The organism is Achromobacter pestifer, from assembly GCF_902859625.1.
Lineage (GTDB): Bacteria > Pseudomonadota > Gammaproteobacteria > Burkholderiales > Burkholderiaceae_B > Achromobacter > Achromobacter pestifer.
Map to the genome: position 1 here is coordinate 331,010 of NZ_CADIJX010000001.1, position 24,713 is coordinate 355,722.

The window sequence follows — 24,713 nt, forward strand, 5'->3', positions numbered from 1 at the left end:
TTGAATTCCCTGGAGCTCTTCTCATGAAATTGAAGCAATGGCTGACCTTGCCGCTGGCTGCGGTACTGCTGGCGGTGGCCCCCGCGATGGCCGCCGAGAAATTCCGCGTGGGCTATCTGCGCGTGATGGATGACGCGCAAGCGATCGTGGCGCAAGAGGGCGGCTACTACAAGAACGCAGGCCTGGATACCGAGCTGATCGAATTCAAGTCGGGCACCGATCTGATCAAGGCGATCGTGGGTGGCCAACTGGATATCGGCGTGCTGGGGTTCACCAATGCGGTGGCCTGGGCCTCGAAGGGCGCCGACTTGAAGGTCGTGGGCGGCGCGCAGCAAGGCTATCACTCGCTGGTCGTGCGTGATGACTCCGGCATCAAGGACATCGCGGGCCTGAAGGGCAAGACGCTGGCATCGCAAGCCGAAGGCAGCACCGCCGACGTGGTGCTCAAGGGCGTCGTGCTCAAGCAAGGCAACCTGAGCGCTGACGACGTCAACGTCATGGGCGTCAGCCCGGCCGTGGCCGTGCAGTCGCTGGTGGGCAAGCGCGTGGATGCTGCCTTCCTGTTTGAACCCTACGATCGCATTGCGCAGTTGGTGGCCCCCGTCAAGCAGATCTACGAAGTGGGCCAGGCCTGGCCGTTCCCGTGCATGGTCGTCATCACCTCCGGTGAAACGCTGGCCAAGCGCAAGGACGACGTGTGGAAGGCGCTGGACGCACAGAATCAGGCCATCGCGTTGCTACAGAAGGAACCGGCGCAGGCATCCAAGCTGATCGCCTCGTACTTCATCGCTGAACCCACGCTCAAGACGCTCAATCGGGGCGAGCTGCCGCGTGAAACCGTGATTGCCGAAGCAATCAGCACGCAGGTGTTCACCCCCAAGCTGACCAGCAAGGACACGGCCCGCATGCAGGAAATCGCCGACATCCTGCAAGCCCAGGGATCGCTGAAGACGCGCGACGGCAAGCCGTATGACGTGTCCAGCATCGTCGACCTGTCCTGGCAAGAGGCGCGCAAACTTTGAGCTCGTCTACCCGAGTGACCGGCGCCCGCAAGCATCTTGCGGGCGTTTTGGGCGTCCTGTTCATCCTTGCGCTGTGGCAGTTGGCGGCGTTCGCCTTGCCTGATTTTCTGATGCCGGGCGTGCCCGCCGTCGTCGAACGCCTGTTCGAGGACCTGGGCAAGCAATCGTTCCACCAAAGCCTGTTGGGCACGCTGGGGCGCCTGGGTGCGGGCTATGGCCTGGCGCTGACAGCGGGCATCGGCTTTGGCCTGGTGGCCGCGGTGCTGTTCTTCTTCCGTGAGGTGCTGCGCAGCGCGATCGTCATCTTGCAGTCGATCCCGTCCATCGCCTGGGTGCCGCTGTTCCTGATCGTGATGGGTTTCGGCAATACGCCGATCATCGTGGTGGTGGCGCTGTCGGCCTTCTTCCCGGCCGCGCTCAGCGTGATGAACGCCACTGAATCCGTGCAGCGCGTGCATGTGTCCGCGGCGCGTGTGATGGGCGCCACGCGCTGGGGACTGGTCAAGCGTGTTTATCTGCCCGCCGTGATGCCCGAACTGATCACCGGCGCGCAACTTGCGTTCGGCAACGCCTGGCGCGCGCTGATCTCGGCCGAAATGCTGATCGGTTTCGGCAAGGGCCTGGGCCGATCGCTGGCGTATTCGGGCGAGATCGCCGACATGACCGGCGTCATGACCAACATCCTCGTGATTGCCGTGCTGGCCGCGTTGATCGATCAGTTCGTGCTTGAAAACCTCAAGCATCGCCTGCTGCGCTATCAATACGTCTAGGCGCTGGAGCTTTCATGATTCCGCGTTTCCGCTTGGCTGCCCTGACTGTCTGCATGCTGCTTGCAGGCATGGCGCAGGCACAAACCTCCGGCTTCGCCGCAGCTCAGGCGCGTGGCGAACTGGTGGTGGGCGTGCCGTACCTGGCGCCGCCGCCGGTGGCAGGGGCCAAGATCCGAACCCCCGACGGCCTGGATGCGTTGATGGCTGAAAAGCTGGGTCAGCGGCTGGGCCTGCCGGTGCGTTTGCAGCAGGTGCCTGCCGGGCAGGCAGCGGCCGCGCTGTCGGCGGGTCAGGTGGATGTGGTGCTGGCCGATGAGGCTGGCGCGCAGCCCCCCACGGTCGCCGTGCAGTCCACGGGATACGGTGCGCGTCCCAAGGCCGTGATCCGTAGCGATACGCGGCTGCGCACGCCGGCCGATGTGCGTGGGCGCAGCGTCTGCATGGCCGAAGCCGCGACGCAGGCCCGGGCATTGGCTGAAAGTTGGGGCGCCGTGGTGCGCACGTACCGCGTGCCCTCCGACGCACTGGTGGCGGTGCGCGAAGGCAGCTGCGATATCGGCCTGGTGGACGATGCCGTCTGGGAACCCCTGGTGCGGTTTCCAGAATGGAAGAAATTCTCGTCCACCTTGACGGGCGACGGTGCCCGGCGCGAGCGGGTGTGGTTGCTGTCGGCGAATGACACGCCCGGCCGCGCCTTGCTGGCGAACGAGATGCGCGCGTGGGACCGTGGCGGAGCCTGGAAAGCGATGACGGCAAAATGGGCGCGCGACGTCGCTTTTGACGTCTATCTGGATCAGGAAGTGGCCGACTGCCACGGCTAGCCCTGCGCCCCCAGCACTTACAATGCCGGGCATGACGCACACGTTGACCGCTCCTTGCTCGTATCAGGAAGACATCAAGAAAAGCCGCTTTGTCGCTTACGCCACGCCGGTTTCAACGGTGGACGAGGCGATGCGTTTCTTCGCCGAGCGCGGTGATCCCGAAGCGACCCACAATTGCTGGGCCTACCGCATCGGACAGGAGTACCGGTTCAACGACGACGGCGAACCCGGCGGCACGGCGGGCCGTCCCATCCTTCAAGCAATAGAAGGGCAGGACATGGACCGCGTGGCGGTGCTGGTGGTGCGCTGGTATGGCGGCATCAAGCTGGGTGCGGGCGGATTGGTGCGGGCATATGGCGGGTGCGCGGCCAATTGTCTGCGTTTGGGCGAGCGCACTGAAATCGTCGATCTGGCCACCATTACCTGCGCGTGCGGTTTTGCCGAACTGGCATTGCTGAAATCGCGTCTGGCGCAAGCGGGCGCCGTGATTCAACAGGAAGATTTCAATCAGGATGGGGTGGCGCTGTGCTTCACGGTGCCTAGCATCGCCGTGGGTGACCTGGAGGTCACCGTCGCCAATATCACGCGGGGACGCTCTGCCTGGGAGAGGGTGTCGTGACCCAGGCCTGATTTGCCGATGCGCGCAAAACAAAGGGGCGCTGAGAGGCCCCTTTGCTTGGTTATGCGCTCTGGCTGTCTTGCGCCGCGGCGATTTCCTGGTGGACCTTTTCCATGTCCACTTCCTTGATCTTGGCGAGCAGTTCGTTCAACTGGCCGCCCGACAGTGCGCCGGGTTGCGAGAACAGCAGAACCTTCTCACGGAAGACCATCAGCGTGGGGATCGAACGGATGCCCAGGGCGCCGGCCAATTCCTGCTCTACGTCGGTGTTCACCTTGGCGAACGTGACGTCGGTGTGCTCGGTCGAGGCTTGCTCAAAAACGGGAGCAAAACCACGGCAGGGGCCGCACCAGGGAGCCCAGAAGTCGACGATCAGGGTGCCGTCCGGAGTGATGGCGTCCTGGAAGCTGTCTTTGGTGAGTTCAACAATACTCATTTTGGATCCTTGCCGCGTAGCGCGGCGCAAAAAAGGCGGTGTCAGAGACCCGGGGGGCGTGTCCCGGACCTGATTCGGCGACGCTTCAGGTGCCACGCGCTCTACCTGCAATAGTAGAGCCGGCAATGGCGGCGTCGCAATGGTTGGCGCTATGACGAGCGCAGTCGGCGGTGCTCAGACCGCGGTTTTGGTGGAGACGCCGGCGTCGTTCTTCAACGACGCAACAATCTCGAACGACCGCAGACGGTCGGCGATGTCGAAGAAGTCAGACACGATCATCACTTCGTCGGCCTCTGTTTCGGCCACCAGCGCTTCCAGCCGGCGCTTGACGGTATCGGGTCCGCCCACGATGGAAGCCCCGAGTCTTTGATTGACCGCTTCACGCTCCCATTCGTTCCACAAACCGTCCATGCTGTCCACGGGCGGCTGCAATTGCAGGCGATTGCCTCGCACCAGCGACAGGAACTTCAATTGCTGGGTCGTGGCCTGGCGCTGGGCGGCCTCATCGGATTCGGCCGCCACGACCGGCACGCCGATCATGGCGTAGGGGCGTGACAACGTGGCCGACGGTTTGAACAGATGCCGGTACAAGCGCATGGCTGCCATGCCTTCGGGCGAGAAATGGCCCGCGAACGAGAACGGCAGGCCCAGTTCTGCGGCCAGGCGGGCGCTGAAATCGCTTGAGCCCAGCAGCCAGATGGGCACGTCCAGCCCTTCGCCGGGGATGGCGCGCACCGGTTGATTGGGGCGCGAGTTAGCCAGAAAGCCGCGCAATTCCTCGACCAGCGCCGGAAATTCCAGCCCGCTGCGAGGCCCGCGACGCAAGGCATGTTGCGTTGCGCCATCGCTGCCTGGCGCGCGGCCCAGGCCCAGATCGATCCGGCCGGGATACAGCGTTTCCAGCGTGCCAAACTGTTCCGCGATGATCAGCGGAGCATGATTGGGCAGCATGATGCCGCCCGAGCCGACACGCAGCGTGCGGGTGTGGCCGGCCACATGGCCGATCAGCACGGCTGTCGCACTGGAAGCCACGCCGTTGATGTTGTGGTGTTCGGCCAGCCAAAAGCGCTTGTAGCCCAGGCGCTCAACGTGCTGGGCCACCGCCACGGTGTTGCGGAAGGCATCCGCCGCATCGCGGCCCTGCACAATAGGGGCCAGGTCCAGGACCGAGAAGGGGATGCGCGCAAGGGTGCTCATGCGGACATCTCCGGACGGAAGGCGGGACAGGGGGGCAACGCGGTGGCAAAGCGGGTAAGGCGCAAGGTGGACTCCATATACCGTGATACATGGGGAGTGTATCGATGAATTCAAGCCGCAATGGCAGCAACCTTATGGCCGGGCGGGTTGTATTGCCAAGGACTATCGCGGCGATTGGCTTGCACGACAAAAAGCCGCCACGGCGACGTGCCGGGCGGCTTTTTGGTGGATGCGGCCAGGAACGGCTTATTCAGGGAAGAATGCGTAGCGGATCACAAACAGCACCGCTACCAGCCAGGTTGCCGGGTGCACATCGCGCACCTTGCCCGTGGCCGTCTTCAGTACGACATAGCTGATGAAACCGAAGGCAATGCCGTTGGCGATGGAATACGTGAACGGCATGACCAGCGCGGTCAGGGCGGCCGGCGTGGCTTCCGTGACTTCGTTCCAGTCGATGTCGATCAGTTCGCGCATCATCAGGCCGGCCACGTAGAGCAGGGCGGGCGCGGTGGCGTAGGCGGGCACGGCGCCGGCCAGCGGCGAAATGAACAGCGCAGCCAGGAACAGCAGGGCGACGACCAGTGCGGTCATGCCGGTGCGGCCGCCGGCCTGCACGCCCGAGGCGCTTTCGACGAAGGCAGTGGTGCTGCTGGTGCCCAAGGCGGAGCCGGCGACGATGGCCGTGCTGTCGGCGAACAGTGCGCGGCCCAGGCGGTTGGGGCGGCCTTCCGGCACCAGGCCGGCGCGTTTGGCCACACCCACCAGCGTGCCGGTGGCGTCAAACACTTCAACCAGCACGAACACCAGGATCACATGCACGAAGCCGCTATGCAGCGCGCCCAGGATGTCCAGCTTCATGAACGTGGGCGCCAGGCTTGGCGGTGCCGAGAAGATGCCCTTGAATTCGTTGTAGCCCAGGGCCATCGACAGCACGGTGACGACGATGATGCCGATCAGGATCGCGCCGCGCACGCGCAAGGCGTCAAGCGAAGCGATGATGAAGAAGCCCAGGATGGCGAACAGCGGGCCGTGGGTCGTCAGGTTGCCCAGAGAGACCTTGGTGGCCGGATGGGCGACGACGATGCCCGCGCTGGATAGCGCGATAATGGCAAGGAATAGCCCGATGCCCGCGGCGATAGCGCTGCGCAGGGAATGCGGGATGCCCTTCACCAGCCACACCCGGATGCCGGATATCGTCAGGATCAGGAAGATCACGCCCGAGATGAACACGGCGCCCAGCGCCTGTTCCCAGGAATAGCCCATCGTCTTGACGACGGTGAACGCGAAGAAGGCGTTCAGGCCCATGCCGGGCGCCATGCCGATGGGCCAGTTGGCGATCAGGGCCATCACCAGCGATCCCAGCGCGGCGGCCAGGCAGGTGGCGACAAAGACGGCGTCCCGGTCCATGCCTGTCGAGGACAGGATATCGGGGTTGACGAAGATGATGTATGACATCGTCAGGAAGGTCGTCAGACCCGCCACGATCTCGGTACGCGCGGTGGTCCCGTGTTCGCGCAGCTTGAATAGCTTCTCCAGCATTCGAGTCCCCAGTGTTTTTTCAGGCTTGTAGGTGATGGTGGGCGAGGGTCGGATGGCCCTCGCTATTTCAGAAACAAGCGTATTTTCGCATCAGTTGTAAACTCTGCCGCCATGATTATTCTCGGCTTTGAAAGCTCCTGCGACGAAACCGGCGTCGCAGCCGTCTGTACGGAACGAGGTCTGCTTGCGCATGCGCTGCATACCCAGATCGCCATGCACCAGGAATATGGTGGCGTGGTGCCGGAACTCGCCTCGCGTGACCACATCCGCCGCGTCGTGCCCTTGACCCGCCAGGTGCTGGAAGAGGCCGGCCTGCAAATGTCGGACATCGGCGCCGTGGCCTACACGGCCGGGCCCGGTCTGGCGGGCGCCTTGCTGGTTGGCGCCAGCGTGGCGCAGTCGTTCGCCTGGTCGCGCCACTTGCCGGCCATCGGCATCCATCACTTGGAAGGGCATCTGCTGTCGCCGATGCTGGCCGATCCACGCCCCGACTTTCCGTTTGTGGCGCTGTTGGTGTCCGGAGGCCATACGCAACTGATGCGGGTGGATGGCGTGGGCCGCTACGAACTGCTGGGCGAAACGCTGGACGACGCCGCAGGCGAAGCCTTCGACAAATCGGCCAAGCTGATGGGGCTGGGCTATCCCGGCGGCCCGGCCTTGGCCAAGCTGGCAGGCCAGGGCGATGCCTCGCGCTTTGATCTGCCCAGGCCGATGTTGCATAGCGGTGATCTGGATTTCAGCTTCAGCGGCTTGAAGACGGCGGTGCTGACGCGGGTCAAGGCGGCCGAAAAAGACGGCGGCCTGAACGATCAGACCCGTGCGGACCTGGCGGCGGCAACGCAAGGCGCGATCGTGGACGTGCTGGCGGCCAAAGCCATCAAGGCCTTGAAGCAGACCGGCCTGCGCCGGCTGGTCGTGGCCGGCGGAGTTGGCGCCAATCAGTTGCTGCGCGCCAAACTGGCGGCGGCGCTGAAACCGATGAAGGCGCAAGCGTATTTCCCGCCGCTGGAATTGTGCACCGACAACGGCGCGATGATCGCTTTCGCGGCGGCCGAGCGGGTCAAGGCGGGCCTTGCGACGCTGGACCCGGATGCGCACAGCTTCACGGTCAAGCCGCGCTGGGATCTGGCCGACATTGCCTGATCCCGCCTTTGCGGGGCCTAGAATGAACAGGGCGGCCCCAGGCCGCCCTTGTTGTCCATGGCCCGTGCGGGCTATTTCTTCTTGTTGCCGCCGATGCGGCTTTCCGTGCCCCGCACCAGACGCGCGATGTTGGCGCGGTGTCGATAGAACAACAACACCCCGATGACGACCAGCGCCACGCCCATGGCCGGCTGCGCGTACCAGGCCATTCCCGAGCCGAAGACGTAATACACGGGAGCGAAGAAGGCGGCCACCAGCGAGGCCAGCGAGGAATAGCGGAAGAAAACCGCAATGATCAGCCAGGTCGCGGCGGTGGCCACGGCCAGCCAGGGCTGGATTGCCACCAGCACGCCCAGCGCCGTCGCCACGCCCTTGCCGCCCTTGAAACCCAGGAAGACCGGGTACAGATGGCCGACGAAGGCGGCCAGCGCCACCAGGGCCAAGGCGGTGGGGGCAATGCCAGGGGCCAGTTTTTCCGCCAGCCAGATCGCGAACCATCCCTTGGCGGCGTCGCCCAGCAACGTCAGCGCGGCGGCCGTCTTGTTGCCGGTACGCAGCACGTTGGTGGCGCCCGGGTTCTTGGACCCGTAGCTGCGGGGGTCTTGCAGCCCCATCAGCTTGCTGACGACCACGGCGAACGGGACCGAGCCGATCAGGTAGGCCAGCAGGATGAGCGCAGCGGTGAACACCAGGGAAGGTTCGGTAATCGCCATGGAAAGGGAGTCCGTTGTTGTCGTAATGGCTGCGGATTCTACCGCGCCCGGCGCCGCCCCTGGGTACGGGTTATCGAGCGTGGCGCCAGCACGCCGGGGCAGGGGGCTGGCAGGGGGCGCAGACAAGACATACAGGGTACGGCTGCGGACGGTACAATCCGACACGTCCACGGGCGTTTCATTTTCTTTCGGATGCACAATGCGAATTCTGGTTTCCAACGACGATGGTTACTCGGCCCCTGGGCTCGAAGCGCTGGTAGCGGCGCTGCAAGGCTTGGGCGACCTCACCGTCGTTGCGCCCGAGACCAACCATAGCGGCGCCTCCAACTCCCTGACGCTGAACCGGCCCTTGTCGGTGCGCACGGCGTCCAATGGCTTCATCGCCGTCAATGGCACGCCCTCGGACTGCGTTCACGTGGCGCTGACCGGGCTGATGGACGCGCGCCCGGATCTGGTCGTGTCGGGCATCAACAACGGCGCCAACATGGGCGACGACACGCTGTATTCGGGCACGGTCGCCGCTGCTAGCGAAGGCTATCTGTTTGGCATCCCGTCCATCGCATTCTCGCTGGCCGAAAAGGGCTGGGAACACATCGATTCCGCCGCGCGTGCCGCCCGGTTGGTCGTCGAACGGCATCTGGCCCAGCCCTTGGCGGCGCCGGTGTTGCTCAACGTCAACATTCCCAACCGGCGTTTTGACGACCTGCACGGCTTCGCGGTCACGCGCCTGGGCAAGCGGCACCCGTCGCAGCCCGTGGTGCGTACCACCACGCCCTATGGCGACACGGTCTATTGGATCGGTCCCGTGGGCTTAGCCGCCGATGCCGCCCCGGGCACGGATTTTCATGCAGTGGAGCAGGGCATGGTGTCCGTCACGCCGTTGCGGCTGGACCTGACCCAGCACAGCCAATTGGATGAAATCCGCACCTGGGCAGAGCCGCTATGCGCAAACGTGTAAGCCAACCCGACGTGTCGCAGGCGGTGCCTGGCCGGCCCAGCCCCGTCCGCTACGACTCCGGCCGCCTCAGCCCGGGCGTGACCCCCGCCAACAGCAATACCCGCATTTCGGCTGCCACCTTGCCGCGCCAGACCCAGGCACCCGTGCCCGCCGCGGGCAACAATCTGGGCTTGAATTCCGATCGTCTGCGCCAAGCAATGGTGCAACGCCTGCGTACCCAGGGTGTCAGCGACGAGCGCGTACTGAACGCCATGTCGGCCGTGCCACGCCATCTTTTCGTGGATGAGGCGTTGGCCAGCCGTGCCTATGAGGACGCGGCGTTGCCCATCGGCCATTCGCAAACCATTTCGCAGCCTTGGGTGGTGGCGCGCATGATCGCCGCCGTGTGCGAAGACCGCACGCCGACCCGCGTGCTGGAAGTGGGCGCGGGTTGTGGCTATCAGGCAGCAGTCCTTGCGCAGTTCGTGCGCGAGGTCCATTCAATCGAACGCATCCGCGGACTCTACGATCTGGCGCGCGTGCATCTGCGCGCCTTGCGGCTGACCACGCGGATCCGGCTGATCTATGGCGATGGCACCCTGGGCCTGCCCGGCGTGGCCCCGTTCGATGCTATCGTTGTGGCTGCCGCTGGCCTGGCCATTCCGCAAGCGCTGCTTACGCAGCTTGCGCCGGGTGGCCGCCTGATTGCCCCCGAAGGGGGCTCGAACCAGCGCCTGGTGCTGATCGAACGCACAGGTGCCGCCAGCTGGAAACGTACTGAATTAGAGGCCGTGCGCTTTGTGCCGCTACGCGCCGGAATACAATCTTGAGCAAACAGGAGAAACGTATGCTCAACGGGCAGTCGCAACTGACCGATATGACTATGGGCGCGTCCATGACGCGCCTGCGCCGCCCGCTCTTCATCGCGGGGGCACTCAGCCTGGCCATTTTGGCCGGCTGCGCATCGAAAGGTACTCGTGCCCCGGTGGTCGACATGACCGGCGGGCAACCCGCGCCGTCGGCTCAGCCCGGCGGCAGCTATGTGGTCAAGCCGGGCGACACGCTCTACAAGATCGCTCGTGCCAACAATGTGGATATCGAAAGCGTCAAACGCTGGAACAACCTCAGCGACCCTAACCAGATCTCGGTCGGCCAGGTGCTGAAGATGTCGGGCGGGTCGGGTGGTGGCGCGCAAACCGCGCCCATCGCCAGCGCCAAGCCGCAGCCGCGGCCGCTGGATCAGCCCGACGCCCCGGTCGCGTCGCTGCCTCCGCCTGACAGTTCCGCCACGCCGGCGCCCGCGCCGGCTGAGGTCAAGCCCACACCACGCGCGGCGGATGCCAGCGTGATCAACTGGGCCTGGCCTGCCAATGGCTCCATCGTGCAGACCTTCAACGCCAGCAGCAAGGGCATTGACATCTCCGGCGCGCTGGGCGACCCGATCACTGCAGCGGCGGATGGCTTGGTCAAGTACAGCGGCAACGGGGTGCGCGGTCTGGGCAACCTGATCATCGTTGAACACCAGAACGGTTTCATCACGGCGTACGCGCACAATCGCGCGCTGCTGGTGAAGACGGGGCAGAACGTCAAGCGCGGCGCCAAGATCGCCGAGCTCGGCCAGACTGACACCACGTCGCCGCGTCTGCATTTCGAGATCCGTCGCCAAGGCACGCCGGTCGACCCGATGCAGTACCTGCCCGCCAAATGACGCCAACCCTGGTATTCGACCTTGAAACCATCCCCGATGCCGATGGGCTGCGCAAGCTCAACGGCTGGGGTGCCGATGTCCCGGACCAGGAAGTCGTCGAACGCGCGCTGACCGCGCGCCGTGAAGCCGTCGGCCACGACTTCCTGCCGCTGCATCTGCACAAGGTCGCGGTGGTGGGATGCGTGTTCCGCGATGACCAGGGTTTCCGCGTCAAGACGCTAGGTCAGCCCGATGATCCCGAAGCCGCCTTGTTGGCGGGCTTTTTCAAGACCATCGAACGCTATACGCCCAAGCTGGTGAGCTGGAACGGATCGGGTTTCGACCTGCCTGTCCTGCATTACCGCAGCCTGATTTGCGGCGTACCCGCGCCGCGCTATTGGGACATGGGCGAAGAAGATCGCGACTTCAAGTTCAACAACTACATCGCCCGCTATCACACGCGCCATCTTGACTTGATGGACGTGCTGGCCAAGTACAACGGCCGCGCCAATGCGCCGCTGGACGACCTGGCCAAGCTGTGCGGCTTTCCCGGCAAGCTCGGGATGGACGGCAGCAAGGTCTGGGAGGCCTGGAGCACGGGTCGCGCCGACGAAGTGCGCGCCTATTGCGAAACCGACGTCGTCAACACCTGGCTGGTGTATTGCCGCTTCCGCTTCTTGCGGGGCGAACTGGACCGCACCGGCTATGACGCTGAAGTCGCTCTGGTGCGCGACACGCTGGCCGCCAGCGACGCGCCGCACTGGAAGGAATACATGGCGGCCTGGGACGCGGTCTGACGCGCCACCCAGGACAGGCATGGACAAAGCACGGGACCCACACGGGTCCCGTCTTCACGTCTGGAGCACGCAATCGACTGAAACATGGACAGCGGGGACGAAACCCGGTTGAAACGGGGCCGAACGCACAATGGTCTCGCTTTCTTCACTTTCAGGAGACACAACATGTCCCGATTCGCTATTCGCTCCAATTTGGCCGCTCTTGCATTTGTCGCCGCGACGGGCGGTCTGGTGGCCGGTACCGTCATGGCTGCGCCGCCCCCTCCCGCTGATGGTGGCCCGGCCGCCATGCACCACGGCCAACGTGGCGAGTTCCACAAGGGCATGCGCGATGGCTTGTTCATCCCTGGCATCGGCCCCGTGTCCAAGGCGCAAGTCGATCAGCTGAAACTCGACGACAAGCAGCAAGCCCTGTTCAAGACCGCGCAGGACGGCCAGCGCAGCCTGCACGAAGCCATGCGCGCCTCTGGTGGCAAGCGCCATGAGCTGCTGAAGGCTCAGTTGGACAGCGGCAAGCTCGATCCCCGCGCCCTGATGGCCCAGTCGGACCAGACGCGCGACCAGTTCCGTACGCAGGCCCAGCAGGTGCGTGACCAATGGTTGGCCGTTTGGGACAGCATGAACGATACCCAGCGTGGTCAAGTCACCAAGCTGGTCAAGGATCGCGAAGCCAAGATGCAGGAACGCCACGCCAAGATGGAAGGCCGCCACGGTGGCAAGGGCCGCGGCGCCATGCCTCCGCCTCCGGCTGGCGACGTTCCCCCGCCGCCCGCACCGCAGGCCAACTAAGCCGGCAGTGGCCACGGCGCCGGCTGGCACCGTGGCTTGACGCTAGACCCACCCCGGACGCGCACATGCGCGGGCCGGGGTTTTTCGTCGTGCGTCGCGGCGAGTGCCGCGGGACGCGAGGGCGCTCCGCGCGGCTGCCGCATGACCCAGTTTGGCGCAAATTCCCCACTTTGAAGCAGAGGCGGCAAGCCGCGGCAGTGTTCCTGCACGCTTGTGGTGCGTTGCAACAGTGATTCAACGGCCAGACAGCCGTTTGTCACCGGGATGAAACCTGGCACGGACATTGCTTAATGGAAAGGGAGCCGGTAACCAATCGCAGCAAAACCGGTCTGATGGATGCGCCACTGGCCGTCCTCCTCCTCGTTAAATCCGATCAGGACTCCGCACCATGAAGAAGACGTTGCTAGCCTTGCCTTTTGCGCTTGCCGCTTGTTTCGCCTCGACGGCTCAGGCCGAACCCACCGATCTCGGGGGCGGTTTTTCTCTTAGCGGTAACGCCACCATTGCCAGCGACTACCGCTTCCGCGGCTATTCGCAGACCGACTTTCGGCCTGCGGTGCAGGTGGGTATCGACCTGACCCACAGCTCTGGCTTCTATCTGGGCAACTGGAACTCCAACGTGTCCGACTTCGTGTTCACCGACGGCAACCTGGAAATGGATTTCTACGGCGGCTGGAAGGGTGACGTCGGCGGCGGCTTCACGCTGGATGCCGGTGTGCTGCATTACTACTACCCGGGCTCCAGCTCCCCCAAGGGCGGCAACTACAACAACACCGACCTTTACCTGGGCGCGTCTTACGGCAACTACTCGTTGAAGTACTCCTACACGCCTAGCGACTTCTTCAGCACGCCGGACAGCAAAGGCACCTGGTATCTGGACGGCACGGCCACGTTCGATCTGGGCGATGGCTGGGGCTTGCTGGGCCACCTGGGCTATCAGAAGTTGAAGAACCAATCGAACATGGACGGCGATTCGATTGGCCATTACGTCGACTACAAGGTCGGCGTGACCAAGGATTTGAAGGGTTGGGTGCTGGGCCTGGCGGCGGTGGGCGCTACCAAGGACAACTGGCTGCCCACCAAATATGGCCATCCGTCGGGCCGTCTGGGCGCGGTGTTCTCGGTCTCGCGTTCGTTCTAAATGCAATCCGTGGCGGCGCCTTGAACGGCGTCGACCTTTGGGGGGCTTGATGGAGACTGCCTTTAACCGGGCAGCCTCCGGCAAGCCCCTTTTTTTATGCCTGGTCAGACGCCTGCCGGGTCGGACGCATCAGTCGGGCTTGATGGCTTGCCGGGTCGTGCGGTGTTCCCGATAGGCGGCGGCCAAGGTCAACAAGGCTTCGCGGGTGCGCCGGTCGGACAGCGTGGAATGCAGCATGATGCGCGAAGGCGGCAACGGCGGAAGTCCGAATCGTTGGCTGACTTCGATGCTGTCGGGCGGCGCCAGCCGGCAGGACAGGGCGCCCACGGCCAGGCCGGCAGAGACAGCGGCCGTGACGGCGTGGCTGCTGCCGACAAATACTTCGGTCCAGGCAATGTTCGCTCGGTCCAGCGCTTGCGCCGCGATGTCGCGGACATGGCAGCACGGGGCCAAGGCGGCGAGCCTGAGCGGTTCGCCGGGGCGGTGCTCAAAGCCGGGAGCGGCAAACCAGCCGAAGTGTTCAGGGCCCAGGTCTTCGCCATCGCCCCGGCCATCTTCCAGCCGCACAATGACCGCGTCCAGCGCGGCGCAGTCGAATGCTTCCAGTAGTTGGCGGGAATCATCCATGTGGACTTCGATCGTCAGCGCGGGGTCTCTTTCATTCAGGCGCGCAAGCAACGTCGGCACTTCCGGGCCGGCGACGTGCATGGCGATGCCCAGCCTGAATTGGCGGCGCTCGGCCGACAGGGCAGCAATGGCACGATGGTGCGCCGCCAGGAACTCCCGGGCGGGCTCGACGAACAGGGCGCCATGCGCCGACAGCCGCACCAGACGCGGGGTACGTTCAATCAGTTGATGGCCCAGCCGTGCTTCCAGGCGTTTTAGCTTGACGCTGATGGCGCCTTGGGTCGACCCCAGGATATTGGCCGCTTTGGTGAAGCTCTGAACATCCGCGATGGTCACAAAAGCCAGAACGGCATCCACATCCAGATTGGGGCTGCTCATGATCTATCCAAAATTGCTATTACTGAAATACCCAAGCATATCATTGTGAAATGATGGCGCCTTTCTTACGATGCGGCATGCGCTAGAACCGTTGAGCGGAATGCGTTAACCGTTGTTGGGAAGCTTGTTCATGAATGCGATGCATCAACGCCGAGGCAGGCTCGCCTTGGCCGCTATTTGCTTGTCCGCCCTGATGTTGGGGCTTGAAATATCCAGCGTGCCGCCGATCCTGGCCGCCATCGAGCAAGTGATGGGCGCGAGTTTCCGACAACTGCAATGGGTGATGGCGGCCTACACCATCGCCATGACGACGATCCTGATGGCGACGGGAACCCTGGCCGACCGCTATGGCCGCAAACGAGTCTTCACGATTGGCATCGTGGCGTTCGGAGTGACCTCGCTGATCTGCGGGTTGACGCTGAGTATCCAGGTATTGATCGTCGCGCGGTTCTTGCAAGGGCTAAGCGCCGCCATCATGTTGATCTGCCAGGTGGCGATTCTATCCAGTCAGTTCCGCGATGGGCGCGAGCGTGGCGCGGCGTTCGCGTGGTGGGGCAGCATCTTCGGCATCGGGCTGGGGTTTGGACCGATCGTTGGCGGCGCGATTCTTGCGCTGGCCAGTTGGGAATGGGTTTTCCTGATCCATGTGCTGTTCGCGGCCATCACGTTGTGGCTCAGCCATCTAGGGGTCGAAGAATCGCGGGATCCGCACGCGCAGCGCCTGGATATCGCAGGCATCCTGACCCTGTCGGTAGCGGTGTTTTGCCTGGTGCTGTTTGTCACGCAAGGACCGGTGCTGGGATTCACCAGCCCGGCCGCGCTGGGAATCATCGGTCTGTCGGTGGCCAGTTTTGTCGGATTTGTGATCGCCGAGAAAATGCATGTCCGGCCCATGATCGATTTTTCGGTATTCAAGGTTCGCAACTTCTCCGGCGCGTTGCTGGGGTCGATGGGCATGAATTTCAGTTTCTGGCCGTTCATCATCTATCTACCCATCTACTTTCACGTGGGGCTCGGCTACGGCAGCGTGCAGACGGGGTTTGCGTTGTTGGCTTACACGTTGCCCACTCTATTCATGCCGTCGCTGGCCGAACGCCTGTCGCTGCGATTTCATCCGGGGTTTGTCATTCCGGCTGGTGTATCGATCATCGGCGTGGGCTTTGTGCTGATGCATTTGGGCACGCTGTTCCCGCAATCGGGTTGGCTTGTCCTGCCGGGCTGTGTGGTGGCAGGTGTCGGTCTGGGGCTGACCAACACGCCCGTTGCCAACACCATTACGGCCTCGATTGCGCGCGAGCGGGTGGGGATGGCGTCGGGCGCGGACATGAGCGCAAGAATGATCTCGTTGGCATTCAGTATTGCAGTCATGGGTTTTGTGCTGGTCGAAGGCACAATCGCGTCTCTGGCGGCCGTCCTGAGTTCGGCGGATCATCCCGGATTGCGCGTGCTCGCCGAGCAAGTCGCGGCAGGGGACATTCAGGTGCTGGATCAGTATGCGGGGTTGCTGTCGGTGTCTGAGAACCCAGCCGCCATGCTCCGCGACGCGCTGGTGGCTGGGTTCCGCTGGGTCATGGTCTATGGCGCTGCCAGCGCCTTCATCCTGGCCCTGATGAGTTGGCTGGTGTTCTCGCCCGCGCGGGCCCGCGCGGCGTCGGAAAAGGAAAAATCGCCTGTCGCGTTGCGCGAAACGCAATAATTGCCTCTAATGACCGCCGAGCCGTTGCTTTGACGGCGGGTTTTCCAAGGAGCTTTGAGCGCAGTGACTATTGACGCAGCGACTATTGATTTTGAAACAGCAATCAAGCCTTTTTCCTGGTCGGAATATGAAGGAAGCTATTCGCTTCTTCTTGTCCCGGGAGAATACAAGGCAGAAGTCTTTCGCCGCAGGCGTGAAGAAGGCTTTTTGGGTTCAGGCTACGACTGGGTCTCTTTGGCGCTGGTGTTTCTGAACGAAAAAATGCCAGAACTCTCCGAACAGATCGATTTCGATCCGGAAGCGGACATGTTCTGCGCCTATTCTTCGGATAGTGAAGGCCTCAAGGCGTTCGCGCTGGCGTTCAAGGCGGCATGTGAAGACAGAAAGCTGATTCAGGATCTGTTTTCCCGCGCAGAACTGGACTGACAGAAAAATCATGAATCACCGCAAGATCCTGCTCGCCGCACCCGGGCCCCGGGGGCTGCCGGGTATTGGGATTGATGCGGTGACGCTATGATAGAAACCCGGTTATTGCGGCAGTTCGTCGCCGTGGCGGAGACGCTGCATTTCAACCGGGCTGCCGAACGGCTGCACATGGCGCAGCCGCCGCTCAGCCAGGCAATCCGCCGGCTGGAAGGCGAGATTGGCGCAACGCTGTTTGAGCGCACCAACCGCAGTGTGGCACTGACGCCCGCGGGCGCCGCGTTTCTTGAGACCGCCAGGGGCATCCTGGCGTCACTTGAAGACGGCGTGGCGCACACGCGGCGCGTCGCGCAGGGCATGGACGGGCATTTGACGCTGACGTTCATCAACATCACGCCCTACGCCTCGCTGTTGCGTGCGCTGCGTGATTTCCGAGAAGCCCATCCTGCCGTCGCGTTCACCCTGCAAGAAGCGACGACGCATGAGCAGGTCCGGGCGCTGGAAGGCGGCACGGCGGATGTGGGTTTTCTGCGTACGCCGGGCGCCACGGCCCCCGCTCTGCAATTTGAAACCTTGCTGCGCGAACCCATCCATGTCGCCTTGCCGGCAGGGCATCCTCTGGCGGCGCACGATGTGGTCGATCTGGCAGCGTTGAAGGACGAGCCCTTTGTCGCCTCGCCACGGCCGTTGGGGCAGGGGTTTCATGATCAATTGATCCTGCTTTGCCAGACGGCCGGGTTTGTGCCCAGGGTGGTGCAGGAAGCCCGCCAATTGCAGACGCTTGTCGCGCTGGTGGCGGCGGGTTTCGGCGTGGCGCTGCTGCCGGCCTCGCTTGCGCATCCCGGGCGGGACGACATCGTGTTCCGGCCGCTTGAGGCCGACGCGCCGACGTCCTTGCTGCATCTGGATCTGCTGATGGCCTGGAACCCGGGCAGGGTGTCACCGGTGCGTGACCGCCTGCTGGCCGCCATGCGCGCGGTCAAATAAGACGTTAGATGTCTTATTTCTTAATGAATAAGATATTTTACGGATACACGGAAGCTTCCTAAGCTCCACGACAGTCCTCCCGCCAAGACAATGTCGATGTGCGGTGCCGGACCTTGCCCCTTGTCGTCGAGTTCGGGAGTTTCATGCCTGTCGCCGTTTACATATTTTCCATTTGCACGTTTGCCTTCGGGTTGTCGGAGTTCGTGGTCGCCGGACTGGTGTCGGCGATGGCCCTCGGCCTGCACGCCAGGATCGAGGCAGTCGGCGCGGCGATCGCCGTCTATGCCTTTGGTGCGGCCATTGGCGCACCCTTCATCACCGCGCTGGTGTCGCACTGGCAAGACCGCCGCATTCTTGCGTGGGCGATGGCGGTGTTGGCGGCCGGCAGCGTCTTGATGAGTCTGTCGGCCACCTTGCCGATGCTGCTTGGCATTCGCTTCGTGGCGGGGCTGGCCCATGGCGTGTTCATGGCGGTGGCTTCGGACGCCGCGACGCGGCTGGCAGGCAACGAACGGGCCGGCCGCGCCGTGTCCGTCGTCTGGATCGGACTGACCCTGGCGCTGGCATTGGGCGTGCCCCTGGGCACCTTGCTGGGCAGCATCTGGTCCTGGCGGGCCATCTTTGCGTCGATTGGCGTCCTGGCGCTGGCGGGTCTGGCCGGCCTGCTGTATTGCATGCCGGCCAAAGCCGCGCGGGCCGAGAGCGGTGTCGGGGTGGGGGCGGGGTTGCGCGCCATCGCGCATCCGCAGATGCTGATGACGGCAGGCGTGGGCGTGCTGGTGAGTGTCGCCACGTTCTGCTTCTTTACCTTCATTTCGCCGTATCTGTTGCAGGTGGCGGGGGGCGACGTGCAACGGCTCAGCACGGCCATGCTGTTGTTCGGGCTGTTTTCGATTGCCGGGAATCTTCTGGGTGGTTATTTGGCCGACAAGATGGCGACCGATCGTTCGGCGTTGTTGGCGCTGTCGGGTCTGGTGGCAAATCTGTTGGGGCTGTATCTGTTCCGGCACACCAGCTGGGTGGTGGTGGCGCTGGCCGGCACGCTGGGCCTCGTGTTCTTCTGCATTGTGACGGTACTGACCCTGCGCTTGCTGAAGCAGGCACATCGCTATGTGCCGGCCTCCACGGCGGTTGCGGCCGGCCTGAACATCGCCTCTTTCAATTTGGGGACGGCACTGGGCGGGGGCCTGGGCAGCCTGACGATCGCCGGGGCCGGCTTGGCCGCGCTGCCCATGGTGGGGGCTGCGGCCGCCTTGGCGGCAATGGCGGCGTTATGGCTGCAATCGGCTCGGACGCGGGCGCGGCAGACTGTTTGATCGCGATCGAATGGCGGGGCGCTCCGGCTCCGCCAAAGACCATTTTCACGAATGGCCAGAGTCCTTCTACAATATTGGGTTGCGTGTAATTCTGGACTGCGTGAGATGTCAGACGTTTTGAGTATCGAGTCCCTGGATCTGGAAGCCAGGGGTATCGCCCGTCGCGACGGGAAAGTGGTGTTCGTGGAAGGGGCCCTGCCGGGCGAACGGGTCACCACCGTCACGGTGCGCCGCAAGCCGTCCTATGAGATCGCGCGCGTGGACCAGGTGATGCGGCCGTCGTCGCAACGGGTCGTGCCGCGCTGCCCGCACTTTGGCGTCTGTGGCGGCTGTGCCATGCAGCATCTGGAGCCCAGCACGCAAGTGGCCATCAAGCAACGTTCGCTGGAAGACACCTTCTGGCATGTCGGCAAGCTGCGCCCCGCGCTGATCCTGCCGCCGCTGCAAGGGCCGACCTGGGGCTACCGTTACCGCGCGCGCTTGTCGGTGCGGGTCGTGCCGAAGAAGGGCGGCGTGCTGGTGGGTTTTCACGAGCGCAAGAGCAGCTTTGTGGCCGACATGCGCGAATGCCATGTGTTGCCGCGCCACGTCAGCGACCTGCTGGTGCCGCTACGCGGGATGATCGCGTCGATGTCCGCGCCAGACCGCATGCCGCAGATCGAAGTATCGCTGGGTGAAGGCGTGACGGCACTGGTGCTGCGCCACCTGCTGCCGCTGACCGATGGTGACATCGCCATCCTGCGCGCGTTCGCGGCCGAGCACAACGTGCAATGGTGGCTGCAATCCAAGGGCCCCGAGACGGTGCATCCGCTGGAGCGCGAGCACGACGACACGCTGGCCTACACCATGCCGGAATTCGGCTTGCGCATGCCGTACCGTCCGACCGATTTCACGCAGGTCAACCACGCCATCAACCGCGCGATGGTGTCGCGCGCGCTGAAGCTGCTGGACGTGCAGCCCACCGACCGCGTCGCTGACCTGTTCTGTGGTTTGGGCAATTTCACGCTGCCGCTGGCGACGCAGGGCCGCGAGGCCGTGGGCGTGGAAGGCAGCAAGGCGCTGACCGACCGCGCGTTCGACGCCGCATCGCGCCACGGACTGGGCGACCGCACCAGCTTCGCCACGCTGAACCTGTTTGAAGTGGACGCGCATTGGCTGCGCAGCCTGGGGTTCTTCGACCGCATGCTGATCGACCCGCCGCGCGAAGGGGCGCATGCCGTGTCGCAAGCCTTGGCGGAACTGTCGGCCGAAGAGCGTCCGCGCCGCATCGTCTACGTGTCCTGTAATCCGGCCACGCTGGCGCGCGATGCCGCGATCCTGGTACATGAAGGCGGCTACGTGTTGAAGAGCGCTGGCGTGATCAACATGTTCCCGCATACGGGCCATGTGGAATCGATCGCGGTGTTTGAATCGCTGGACGCGGCGGGCGTGCTGGAAGTGAAGGAACGTGCCCGCCAGCGCGCCATCCAGGCTGCTGCGGATGCGGTGGCGGCGGAAGAGGCCCGGGCGGCAGCGGCGGCAGAGAAGGCGGCTGCCAAGCAGGCGGCGACCGATGCCTATCACGCGCGCGTGGCGGCCGATGCCGAAACGGCAGAGGCTGGGGAAGCAGCTCAGGGCTGATCCCCAGCGTAGTGCAGACGTGAAACTGGCCGGGCTTGTCGCCCGGCCAGTTTCGTTTTGGCCAGTGAGGCGGGTTCGGCGCGTTCTGCTTTAGTGCGACCGCCCCAGATTCTCCAGGATCGGGCAATTGGGCCGGTCGTCGCCGTGACAGTGGTGCGCCAGGTGCTTCAGCGTGGCGGCCATGTCGTGCAGGGCTTCGGCCTTGCGCTCCAATTCCTGCACGTGCTCCAGCGCGATGCGCTTGACGTCGGCACTGGCGCGACTGCGATCCTTCCACAGCGCCAGCAGCTCATTCATCTGCTCCACCGAGAAACCCAGATCCCGCGCGCGGCGCACGAAGCGCAGGGTGTGCAGGTCTTGATCGCTGTAGACCCGGTAGCCCGAGTCCGTCCGCACGGCAGGGCCGATCAGGCCAATGCTCTCGTAGTAGCGGATCATCTTGGCGGAAATGCCCGAGCTTTTGGCTGCTTCTCCGATATTCATGATGGTCTCCTTGGATTAGGCCTGCACGGCGCGCGGCCGGAACGCCTTCAGGCGCAGGGCGTTGCCCAGCACGAAGACGCTGGACAGGGCCATCGCGCCGGCGGCGAAGATGGGCGAAAGGGACAGGCCGAACGCCGGGTACAAAGCGCCTGCCGCCAGCGGAATCAGGGCGGCGTTGTAGGCGAACGCCCAGAACAGGTTCTGCCGGATATTGGCCAGCGTGGCGCGGCTAAGCGCGATGGCGTTGGGCACGCCGTGCAGGTCGTCGGCCATCAGCACCACCGAGGCGGCTTCGATGGCGACGTCGGTGCCCGTGCCGATGGCGATGCCGGTGTCGGCAGCGGCCAGTGCCGGCGCGTCGTTGATGCCGTCGCCCACGAAGGCCACCTTGCGGCCACCTTCGCGCAGCGTGCCGATGGCTTCCACCTTGCCATCGGGCAGCACTTCGGCGCGCACTTCGTCGATGCCCAGCTGGCGTGCGACGGCCTGTGCCGTGTACCGGTTGTCGCCCGTGATCATCGCGGTCTTCAAGCCCTGTGCATGCAGCGCGGCGATGGCCGATACGGCGGACGGCTTGATCGGGTCGGTCACGGCCATCATGGCGGCGGCCTGGCCGTCGATGGCCACGTAGATAGGCGTCTTGCCTTCGTTGCCCCAATCGGTGGCGCGCTGGCCAAACGCGCTGACGTCCACGCCGTGTTCAGCCATCAGACGCGCGGCGCCTGCCAACACCTGGCGGCCGGCGACCGTGGCTTGCACGCCCGCGCCGGTAATGGCGGCAAAGCCTTCAGCCGGCAGCAGGTCCATCTTGCGTTCCACCGCGGCGGCCACGATGGCCAGCGCGATGGGGTGTTCCGAACGCGCCTGCACCGACGCCACCCATTGCAGCACTTGCTGGCCGTCGTGGCCGGCGGCCGGTTCCAGTTCGGTCAGCGTAGGCTTGCCCAGCGTCAGCGTGCCGGTCTTGTCAAACGCCACGACATTGACGTCCCGAAGCGTCTGCAAGGCGTCGCCCTGGCGGAACAGCACACCCATTTCGGCGGCGCGGCCCGTGCCGACCATGATGGAGGTCGGGGTGGCCAGACCCATGGCGCAAGGGCAGGCGATGATCAGCACCGCCACGGCATTGACCAGCGCGTGCGACAGCGCCGGTGACGGGCCGAAGAAGAACCAGGCCAGGAAGGTGAGCAGGGCGGTCGCCATCACGGCGGGCACGAACCAGGCCGTGACCTGATCGACCAGCGCCTGGATGGGCAGGCGCGCGCCCTGGGCGGCTTCCACCATGCGGATGATGCGGGCCAACATGGTGTCGGCGCCGGTGTGCGTGACGCGCAGCGTGAAGCTGCCCGACGTGTTCAGGGTGCCGCCGGTGGCTTGCATGCCAGGCTGCTTTTCAACGGGTACGGGCTCGCCCGTCAGCATGGACTCATCCACATAGGACGTGCCTTCGATGATGTCGCCGTCCAGCGGGATCTTCTCGCCGGGGCGCACGACCACGAGGTCGCCTGTCTTCACGTTTTCGATTTCAACATCCACCGCCTGGCCATCGCGCATGACGCGGGCCGTGCGCGGTTGCAGGCCGATCAGGCGCTTGATGGCTGCGCCCGTCTTGCCCTTGGCGCGCGCTTCCAGCATGCGGCCCAGCAGGATCAGGGTCACGATGACGGCGGCGGCTTCAAAATAGACATTGCGCGAGGCTTCGGGCAGCAGGCTTGGGGCGAAGGTGGCCACCACCGAATAGCCCCAGGCCGCGCCGGCGCCCAGCGCCACCAGCGAATTCATTTCAGGCGCACGGCGCCACAGCGCGGTCAGGCCCTTGGAGAAGAAGTGCCGGCCCGGCCAGACCAGTACCGCGGTCGTCAACACGAACTGAAGCAGCCAGTTGTTCTGCTGGCCGATCGTGGCTTGCACCCAGTGGTGCATGGCGGGAATCAGGTGCGAACCCATTTCCAAGGCGAACACGGGCAGGGTCAGCACCAGCGCCACGGTGAAGGCGCGCTGCAAGCGCTGGGCTTCGGCGTCGCGGGCTTGAGACTGCCGCTCGGCGTGGTCGTCCTGGGCGGCAATGGGGCGGGCCTCGTAGCCCATCTTGACGACGGCATCGACCAAGGCTTGCGGCTGGGCGGTGGACGGGTCATAGGACACCAAGGCGCGCTCGGTGGCCAGGTTCACCTGGGCCTGGGCAACGCCGGGGACATGGGTCAGGGCCTTTTCCACGCGCTTGACGCATGACGCGCACGTCATGCCTTCAATGGCAAGTTCCAACTGGGTGGCAGAGGGGGTGGCAACGCTCATGGCGGTTCTCGTTTTGGAGTGGAGCCTGTAGTTTCATCCTTCCCATGATGGGAAGGTCAAGGTGCATTTTACGCTTGACCTTGACACGATGGGAATGTTTAAGCTTCATTCCATGGCTGGCAAAATCGTTGCCCGCCGCCTTGAACCATCAGGAGAAAAACAATGAGCATCGAATTCCAAGTGCCCGACATGACCTGCGGCCATTGCGTGAAGACCATCACCGGCGCGGTGAGCCAAGTGGCCCCGGGCGCCACGGTGTCGGTGGACTTGCCGACGCACCGCGTCACCATTACGGGCACGGACCAAGCCGACAAGGTAGAAGCCGCCATCCGTGACGCCGGCTACGAGCCGTCGCGCCTGTAAGCGGGTCACGCCGGCCGCCGGAAGATCGGGCTATGATAGTTCGATATTTCCGGCGGCTATTTCTTGATTGCCAAAACCTATCGATCAATTTAATTTATTAAATTTGATTTATTGATAGCTGAGATTTATCATTCTTTCCATGGTGGTTAAACAAACCCCGCTACCCAAGGAGAGATTGAATGCTGCAACACCGCGAAGGCCAACGTGTTCCGAACGTAACGTTCCCCGTCCGTGAGGACAACACGTGGAAGAAGGTCACGACCGACGATTTGTTCAAGAACAAGACGGTTGTCGTCTTCTCGCTTCCCGGCGCTTTCACGCCGACCTGCTCGTCGACCCACCTGCCGCGCTACAACGAACTGGCCCCCGCGTTCTTCAACGCTGGCGTGGACAGCATCGTCTGCGTGTCGGTCAACGACACCTTCGTCATGAACGAATGGGCCAAGGACCAGGAATCGGCCAACATCACGCTGCTGCCCGACGGCAACGGTGCCTTCACCGAAGGCATGGGCATGCTGGTCGACAAGAGCGACCTGGGCTTCGGCAAGCGCAGCTGGCGCTATTCGATGCTGGTGAAGGACGGCGTTGTCCAGAAGATGTTCATCGAACCTGAAAAGGAAGGCGATCCGTTTGAAGTGTCGGATGCCGATACGATGCTGGCGCATATCGCCCCGTCGGCCAAGAAGCCCGACCAGGTGGTCGTGTTCTCCAAGCCGGGCTGCCCGTTCTGCGTGGAAGCCAAGGCGCTGCTGGATGAAAAGGGCTACGCCCCGATCGAAATCCCGCTGGAAAACAAGGTCCGCAGCCGTGTGATTGGCGCCGTGTCCGGCAAGGGCACCGCTCCCCAGGTGTTCATCAACGGTTCGTTGATCGGCGGCCTGGAAGACCTGAAGGCGCACTTCGCCTAAGCGTCC

General features: G+C 64.0%; 25 protein-coding genes. 18 read left to right on the forward strand and 7 right to left on the reverse strand.

Annotation, left to right across the window (positions count from 1 at the left end):
- The first annotated feature begins 23 nt into the window (after window positions 1-23).
- The 4 genes from HV753_RS01535 to HV753_RS01550 are packed head-to-tail and all read left to right on the forward strand — an operon-like array spanning window position 24 to window position 3,232.
- Window positions 24-1,022 carry an ABC transporter substrate-binding protein gene (locus HV753_RS01535; RefSeq protein WP_175172653.1) on the forward strand — a complete coding sequence of 333 codons (999 nt, stop codon included), beginning with the start codon at window positions 24-26 and terminating at the stop codon, window positions 1,020-1,022.
- Window positions 1,019-1,792 carry an ABC transporter permease gene (locus HV753_RS01540; RefSeq protein WP_175172654.1) on the forward strand — a complete coding sequence of 258 codons (774 nt, stop codon included), beginning with the start codon at window positions 1,019-1,021 and terminating at the stop codon, window positions 1,790-1,792. Before HV753_RS01535 ends, HV753_RS01540 begins: the two co-directional genes overlap by 4 nt.
- A 14-nt stretch (window positions 1,793-1,806) precedes the next feature.
- A complete protein-coding gene (locus HV753_RS01545) occupies window positions 1,807-2,613 on the forward strand; it encodes a type 2 periplasmic-binding domain-containing protein (protein ID WP_175172655.1) in 807 nt (268 codons plus the stop codon).
- Between the two features lie 31 nt (window positions 2,614-2,644).
- Window positions 2,645-3,232: an IMPACT family protein gene (locus HV753_RS01550; protein ID WP_175172656.1), complete on the forward strand. Its 588-nt coding sequence runs from the start codon at window positions 2,645-2,647 to the stop codon at window positions 3,230-3,232.
- Window positions 3,233-3,293: 61 nt separating this feature from the next.
- Here the strand turns inward: HV753_RS01550 and HV753_RS01555 are convergent, their stop codons facing one another.
- The 3 genes from HV753_RS01555 to HV753_RS01565 form a co-directional block, all read right to left on the reverse strand.
- Complete coding sequence (locus tag HV753_RS01555; protein ID WP_175172657.1) at window positions 3,294-3,668, reverse strand: thioredoxin family protein; 375 nt, start codon at window positions 3,666-3,668, stop codon at window positions 3,294-3,296.
- A 174-nt stretch (window positions 3,669-3,842) separates the two neighbouring features.
- Complete coding sequence (locus HV753_RS01560) at window positions 3,843-4,865, reverse strand: LLM class flavin-dependent oxidoreductase (protein WP_175172658.1); 1,023 nt, start codon at window positions 4,863-4,865, stop codon at window positions 3,843-3,845.
- Window positions 4,866-5,111: 246 nt separating this feature from the next.
- Entirely contained in the window at window positions 5,112-6,404 is a 1,293-nt protein-coding gene (locus HV753_RS01565) for an NCS2 family permease (protein WP_175172659.1), read from the reverse strand.
- A gap of 111 nt (window positions 6,405-6,515) precedes the next feature.
- Between HV753_RS01565 and tsaD the strand changes: the two genes are divergently transcribed.
- A complete protein-coding gene (tsaD, locus tag HV753_RS01570; protein ID WP_175172660.1) occupies window positions 6,516-7,547 on the forward strand; it encodes a tRNA (adenosine(37)-N6)-threonylcarbamoyltransferase complex transferase subunit TsaD in 1,032 nt (343 codons plus the stop codon).
- Window positions 7,548-7,618: 71 nt separating this feature from the next.
- Here tsaD and plsY read toward each other — a convergent pair whose 3' ends face one another.
- Window positions 7,619-8,260: a glycerol-3-phosphate 1-O-acyltransferase PlsY gene (gene plsY / locus HV753_RS01575; protein WP_175172661.1), complete on the reverse strand. Its 642-nt coding sequence runs from the start codon at window positions 8,258-8,260 to the stop codon at window positions 7,619-7,621.
- A gap of 199 nt (window positions 8,261-8,459) precedes the next feature.
- Here plsY and surE point away from each other — a divergent pair, with 199 nt between their 5' ends.
- The 6 genes from surE to HV753_RS01605 all read left to right on the forward strand — a co-directional run bounded on the left by surE (window position 8,460) and on the right by HV753_RS01605 (window position 13,611).
- Entirely contained in the window at window positions 8,460-9,218 is a 759-nt protein-coding gene (gene surE, locus HV753_RS01580; RefSeq protein ID WP_175172662.1) for a 5'/3'-nucleotidase SurE, read from the forward strand.
- A complete protein-coding gene (locus HV753_RS01585) occupies window positions 9,203-10,027 on the forward strand; it encodes a protein-L-isoaspartate(D-aspartate) O-methyltransferase (protein ID WP_175172663.1) in 825 nt (274 codons plus the stop codon). Before surE ends, HV753_RS01585 begins: the two co-directional genes overlap by 16 nt.
- Before the next feature lie 17 nt (window positions 10,028-10,044).
- Window positions 10,045-10,905, forward strand: a complete 861-nt coding sequence (locus tag HV753_RS01590; protein ID WP_175172664.1) for a peptidoglycan DD-metalloendopeptidase family protein — start codon at window positions 10,045-10,047, stop codon at window positions 10,903-10,905.
- Window positions 10,902-11,681, forward strand: coding sequence for a 3'-5' exonuclease (locus tag HV753_RS01595; RefSeq protein ID WP_175172665.1), 780 nt, complete (start codon window positions 10,902-10,904; stop codon window positions 11,679-11,681). Before HV753_RS01590 ends, HV753_RS01595 begins: the two co-directional genes overlap by 4 nt.
- 165 nt (window positions 11,682-11,846) lie before the next feature.
- Window positions 11,847-12,470, forward strand: a complete 624-nt coding sequence (locus HV753_RS01600) for a hypothetical protein (protein WP_175172666.1) — start codon at window positions 11,847-11,849, stop codon at window positions 12,468-12,470.
- A 388-nt stretch (window positions 12,471-12,858) separates the two neighbouring features.
- The gene (locus tag HV753_RS01605; RefSeq protein ID WP_175172667.1) at window positions 12,859-13,611 is read left to right on the forward strand and encodes a TorF family putative porin; all 753 of its coding nucleotides are present in this window, start codon (window positions 12,859-12,861) and stop codon (window positions 13,609-13,611) included.
- Between the two features lie 129 nt (window positions 13,612-13,740).
- Here HV753_RS01605 and HV753_RS01610 read toward each other — a convergent pair whose 3' ends face one another.
- Window positions 13,741-14,616: a LysR family transcriptional regulator gene (locus HV753_RS01610; protein ID WP_175172668.1), complete on the reverse strand. Its 876-nt coding sequence runs from the start codon at window positions 14,614-14,616 to the stop codon at window positions 13,741-13,743.
- 130 nt (window positions 14,617-14,746) lie between these two features.
- Between HV753_RS01610 and HV753_RS01615 the strand changes: the two genes are divergently transcribed.
- The 5 genes from HV753_RS01615 (at window position 14,747) to rlmD (ending at window position 20,658) form a co-directional block, all read left to right on the forward strand.
- On the forward strand, window positions 14,747-16,312 hold the full coding sequence (locus tag HV753_RS01615) for an MFS transporter (RefSeq protein WP_175172669.1): 1,566 nt from the start codon (window positions 14,747-14,749) through the stop codon (window positions 16,310-16,312).
- Between the two features lie 63 nt (window positions 16,313-16,375).
- A complete protein-coding gene (locus HV753_RS01620; RefSeq protein ID WP_246288115.1) occupies window positions 16,376-16,738 on the forward strand; it encodes an Imm51 family immunity protein in 363 nt (120 codons plus the stop codon).
- Between the two features lie 87 nt (window positions 16,739-16,825).
- The gene (locus HV753_RS01625; RefSeq protein WP_175172670.1) at window positions 16,826-17,722 is read left to right on the forward strand and encodes a LysR substrate-binding domain-containing protein; all 897 of its coding nucleotides are present in this window, start codon (window positions 16,826-16,828) and stop codon (window positions 17,720-17,722) included.
- A gap of 143 nt (window positions 17,723-17,865) precedes the next feature.
- On the forward strand, window positions 17,866-19,038 hold the full coding sequence (locus tag HV753_RS01630) for an MFS transporter (protein ID WP_175172671.1): 1,173 nt from the start codon (window positions 17,866-17,868) through the stop codon (window positions 19,036-19,038).
- Window positions 19,039-19,143: 105 nt separating this feature from the next.
- Window positions 19,144-20,658: a 23S rRNA (uracil(1939)-C(5))-methyltransferase RlmD gene (gene rlmD, locus HV753_RS01635; RefSeq protein ID WP_175172672.1), complete on the forward strand. Its 1,515-nt coding sequence runs from the start codon at window positions 19,144-19,146 to the stop codon at window positions 20,656-20,658.
- A gap of 90 nt (window positions 20,659-20,748) precedes the next feature.
- Here the strand turns inward: rlmD and cueR are convergent, their stop codons facing one another.
- Complete coding sequence (gene cueR, locus HV753_RS01640) at window positions 20,749-21,141, reverse strand: Cu(I)-responsive transcriptional regulator (protein WP_175172673.1); 393 nt, start codon at window positions 21,139-21,141, stop codon at window positions 20,749-20,751.
- Between the two features lie 15 nt (window positions 21,142-21,156).
- Entirely contained in the window at window positions 21,157-23,436 is a 2,280-nt protein-coding gene (locus HV753_RS01645; RefSeq protein WP_175172674.1) for a heavy metal translocating P-type ATPase, read from the reverse strand.
- 162 nt (window positions 23,437-23,598) lie between these two features.
- On the opposite strand from HV753_RS01645, the gene HV753_RS01650 reads away from it, so the two are divergent.
- A complete protein-coding gene (locus HV753_RS01650; RefSeq protein ID WP_175172675.1) occupies window positions 23,599-23,799 on the forward strand; it encodes a heavy-metal-associated domain-containing protein in 201 nt (66 codons plus the stop codon).
- 179 nt (window positions 23,800-23,978) lie between these two features.
- Window positions 23,979-24,707 (forward strand): glutathione peroxidase, encoded by a 729-nt coding sequence (locus HV753_RS01655; protein ID WP_175172676.1) that lies wholly within the window; start codon window positions 23,979-23,981, stop codon window positions 24,705-24,707.
- The last annotated feature ends 6 nt before the right edge of the window (window positions 24,708-24,713 follow it).

Coding starts and splice junctions, on each gene's coding strand:
- HV753_RS01535 (WP_175172653.1), top strand. CDS start 24: ATGAAATTGAAGCAATGGCTGACCTTGCCGCTGGCTGCGGTACTGCTG.
- HV753_RS01545 (WP_175172655.1), top strand. CDS start 1,807: ATGATTCCGCGTTTCCGCTTGGCTGCCCTGACTGTCTGCATGCTGCTT.
- HV753_RS01550 (WP_175172656.1), top strand. CDS start 2,645: ATGACGCACACGTTGACCGCTCCTTGCTCGTATCAGGAAGACATCAAG.
- HV753_RS01555 (WP_175172657.1), bottom strand. CDS start 3,668: ATGAGTATTGTTGAACTCACCAAAGACAGCTTCCAGGACGCCATCACT.
- HV753_RS01560 (WP_175172658.1), bottom strand. CDS start 4,865: ATGAGCACCCTTGCGCGCATCCCCTTCTCGGTCCTGGACCTGGCCCCT.
- HV753_RS01565 (WP_175172659.1), bottom strand. CDS start 6,404: ATGCTGGAGAAGCTATTCAAGCTGCGCGAACACGGGACCACCGCGCGT.
- tsaD (WP_175172660.1), top strand. CDS start 6,516: ATGATTATTCTCGGCTTTGAAAGCTCCTGCGACGAAACCGGCGTCGCA.
- plsY (WP_175172661.1), bottom strand. CDS start 8,260: ATGGCGATTACCGAACCTTCCCTGGTGTTCACCGCTGCGCTCATCCTG.
- surE (WP_175172662.1), top strand. CDS start 8,460: ATGCGAATTCTGGTTTCCAACGACGATGGTTACTCGGCCCCTGGGCTC.
- HV753_RS01585 (WP_175172663.1), top strand. CDS start 9,203: ATGCGCAAACGTGTAAGCCAACCCGACGTGTCGCAGGCGGTGCCTGGC.
- HV753_RS01590 (WP_175172664.1), top strand. CDS start 10,045: ATGCTCAACGGGCAGTCGCAACTGACCGATATGACTATGGGCGCGTCC.
- HV753_RS01595 (WP_175172665.1), top strand. CDS start 10,902: ATGACGCCAACCCTGGTATTCGACCTTGAAACCATCCCCGATGCCGAT.
- HV753_RS01600 (WP_175172666.1), top strand. CDS start 11,847: ATGTCCCGATTCGCTATTCGCTCCAATTTGGCCGCTCTTGCATTTGTC.
- HV753_RS01605 (WP_175172667.1), top strand. CDS start 12,859: ATGAAGAAGACGTTGCTAGCCTTGCCTTTTGCGCTTGCCGCTTGTTTC.
- HV753_RS01610 (WP_175172668.1), bottom strand. CDS start 14,616: ATGAGCAGCCCCAATCTGGATGTGGATGCCGTTCTGGCTTTTGTGACC.
- HV753_RS01615 (WP_175172669.1), top strand. CDS start 14,747: ATGAATGCGATGCATCAACGCCGAGGCAGGCTCGCCTTGGCCGCTATT.
- HV753_RS01625 (WP_175172670.1), top strand. CDS start 16,826: ATGATAGAAACCCGGTTATTGCGGCAGTTCGTCGCCGTGGCGGAGACG.
- HV753_RS01630 (WP_175172671.1), top strand. CDS start 17,866: ATGCCTGTCGCCGTTTACATATTTTCCATTTGCACGTTTGCCTTCGGG.
- rlmD (WP_175172672.1), top strand. CDS start 19,144: ATGTCAGACGTTTTGAGTATCGAGTCCCTGGATCTGGAAGCCAGGGGT.
- cueR (WP_175172673.1), bottom strand. CDS start 21,141: ATGAATATCGGAGAAGCAGCCAAAAGCTCGGGCATTTCCGCCAAGATG.
- HV753_RS01645 (WP_175172674.1), bottom strand. CDS start 23,436: ATGAGCGTTGCCACCCCCTCTGCCACCCAGTTGGAACTTGCCATTGAA.
- HV753_RS01650 (WP_175172675.1), top strand. CDS start 23,599: ATGAGCATCGAATTCCAAGTGCCCGACATGACCTGCGGCCATTGCGTG.
- HV753_RS01655 (WP_175172676.1), top strand. CDS start 23,979: ATGCTGCAACACCGCGAAGGCCAACGTGTTCCGAACGTAACGTTCCCC.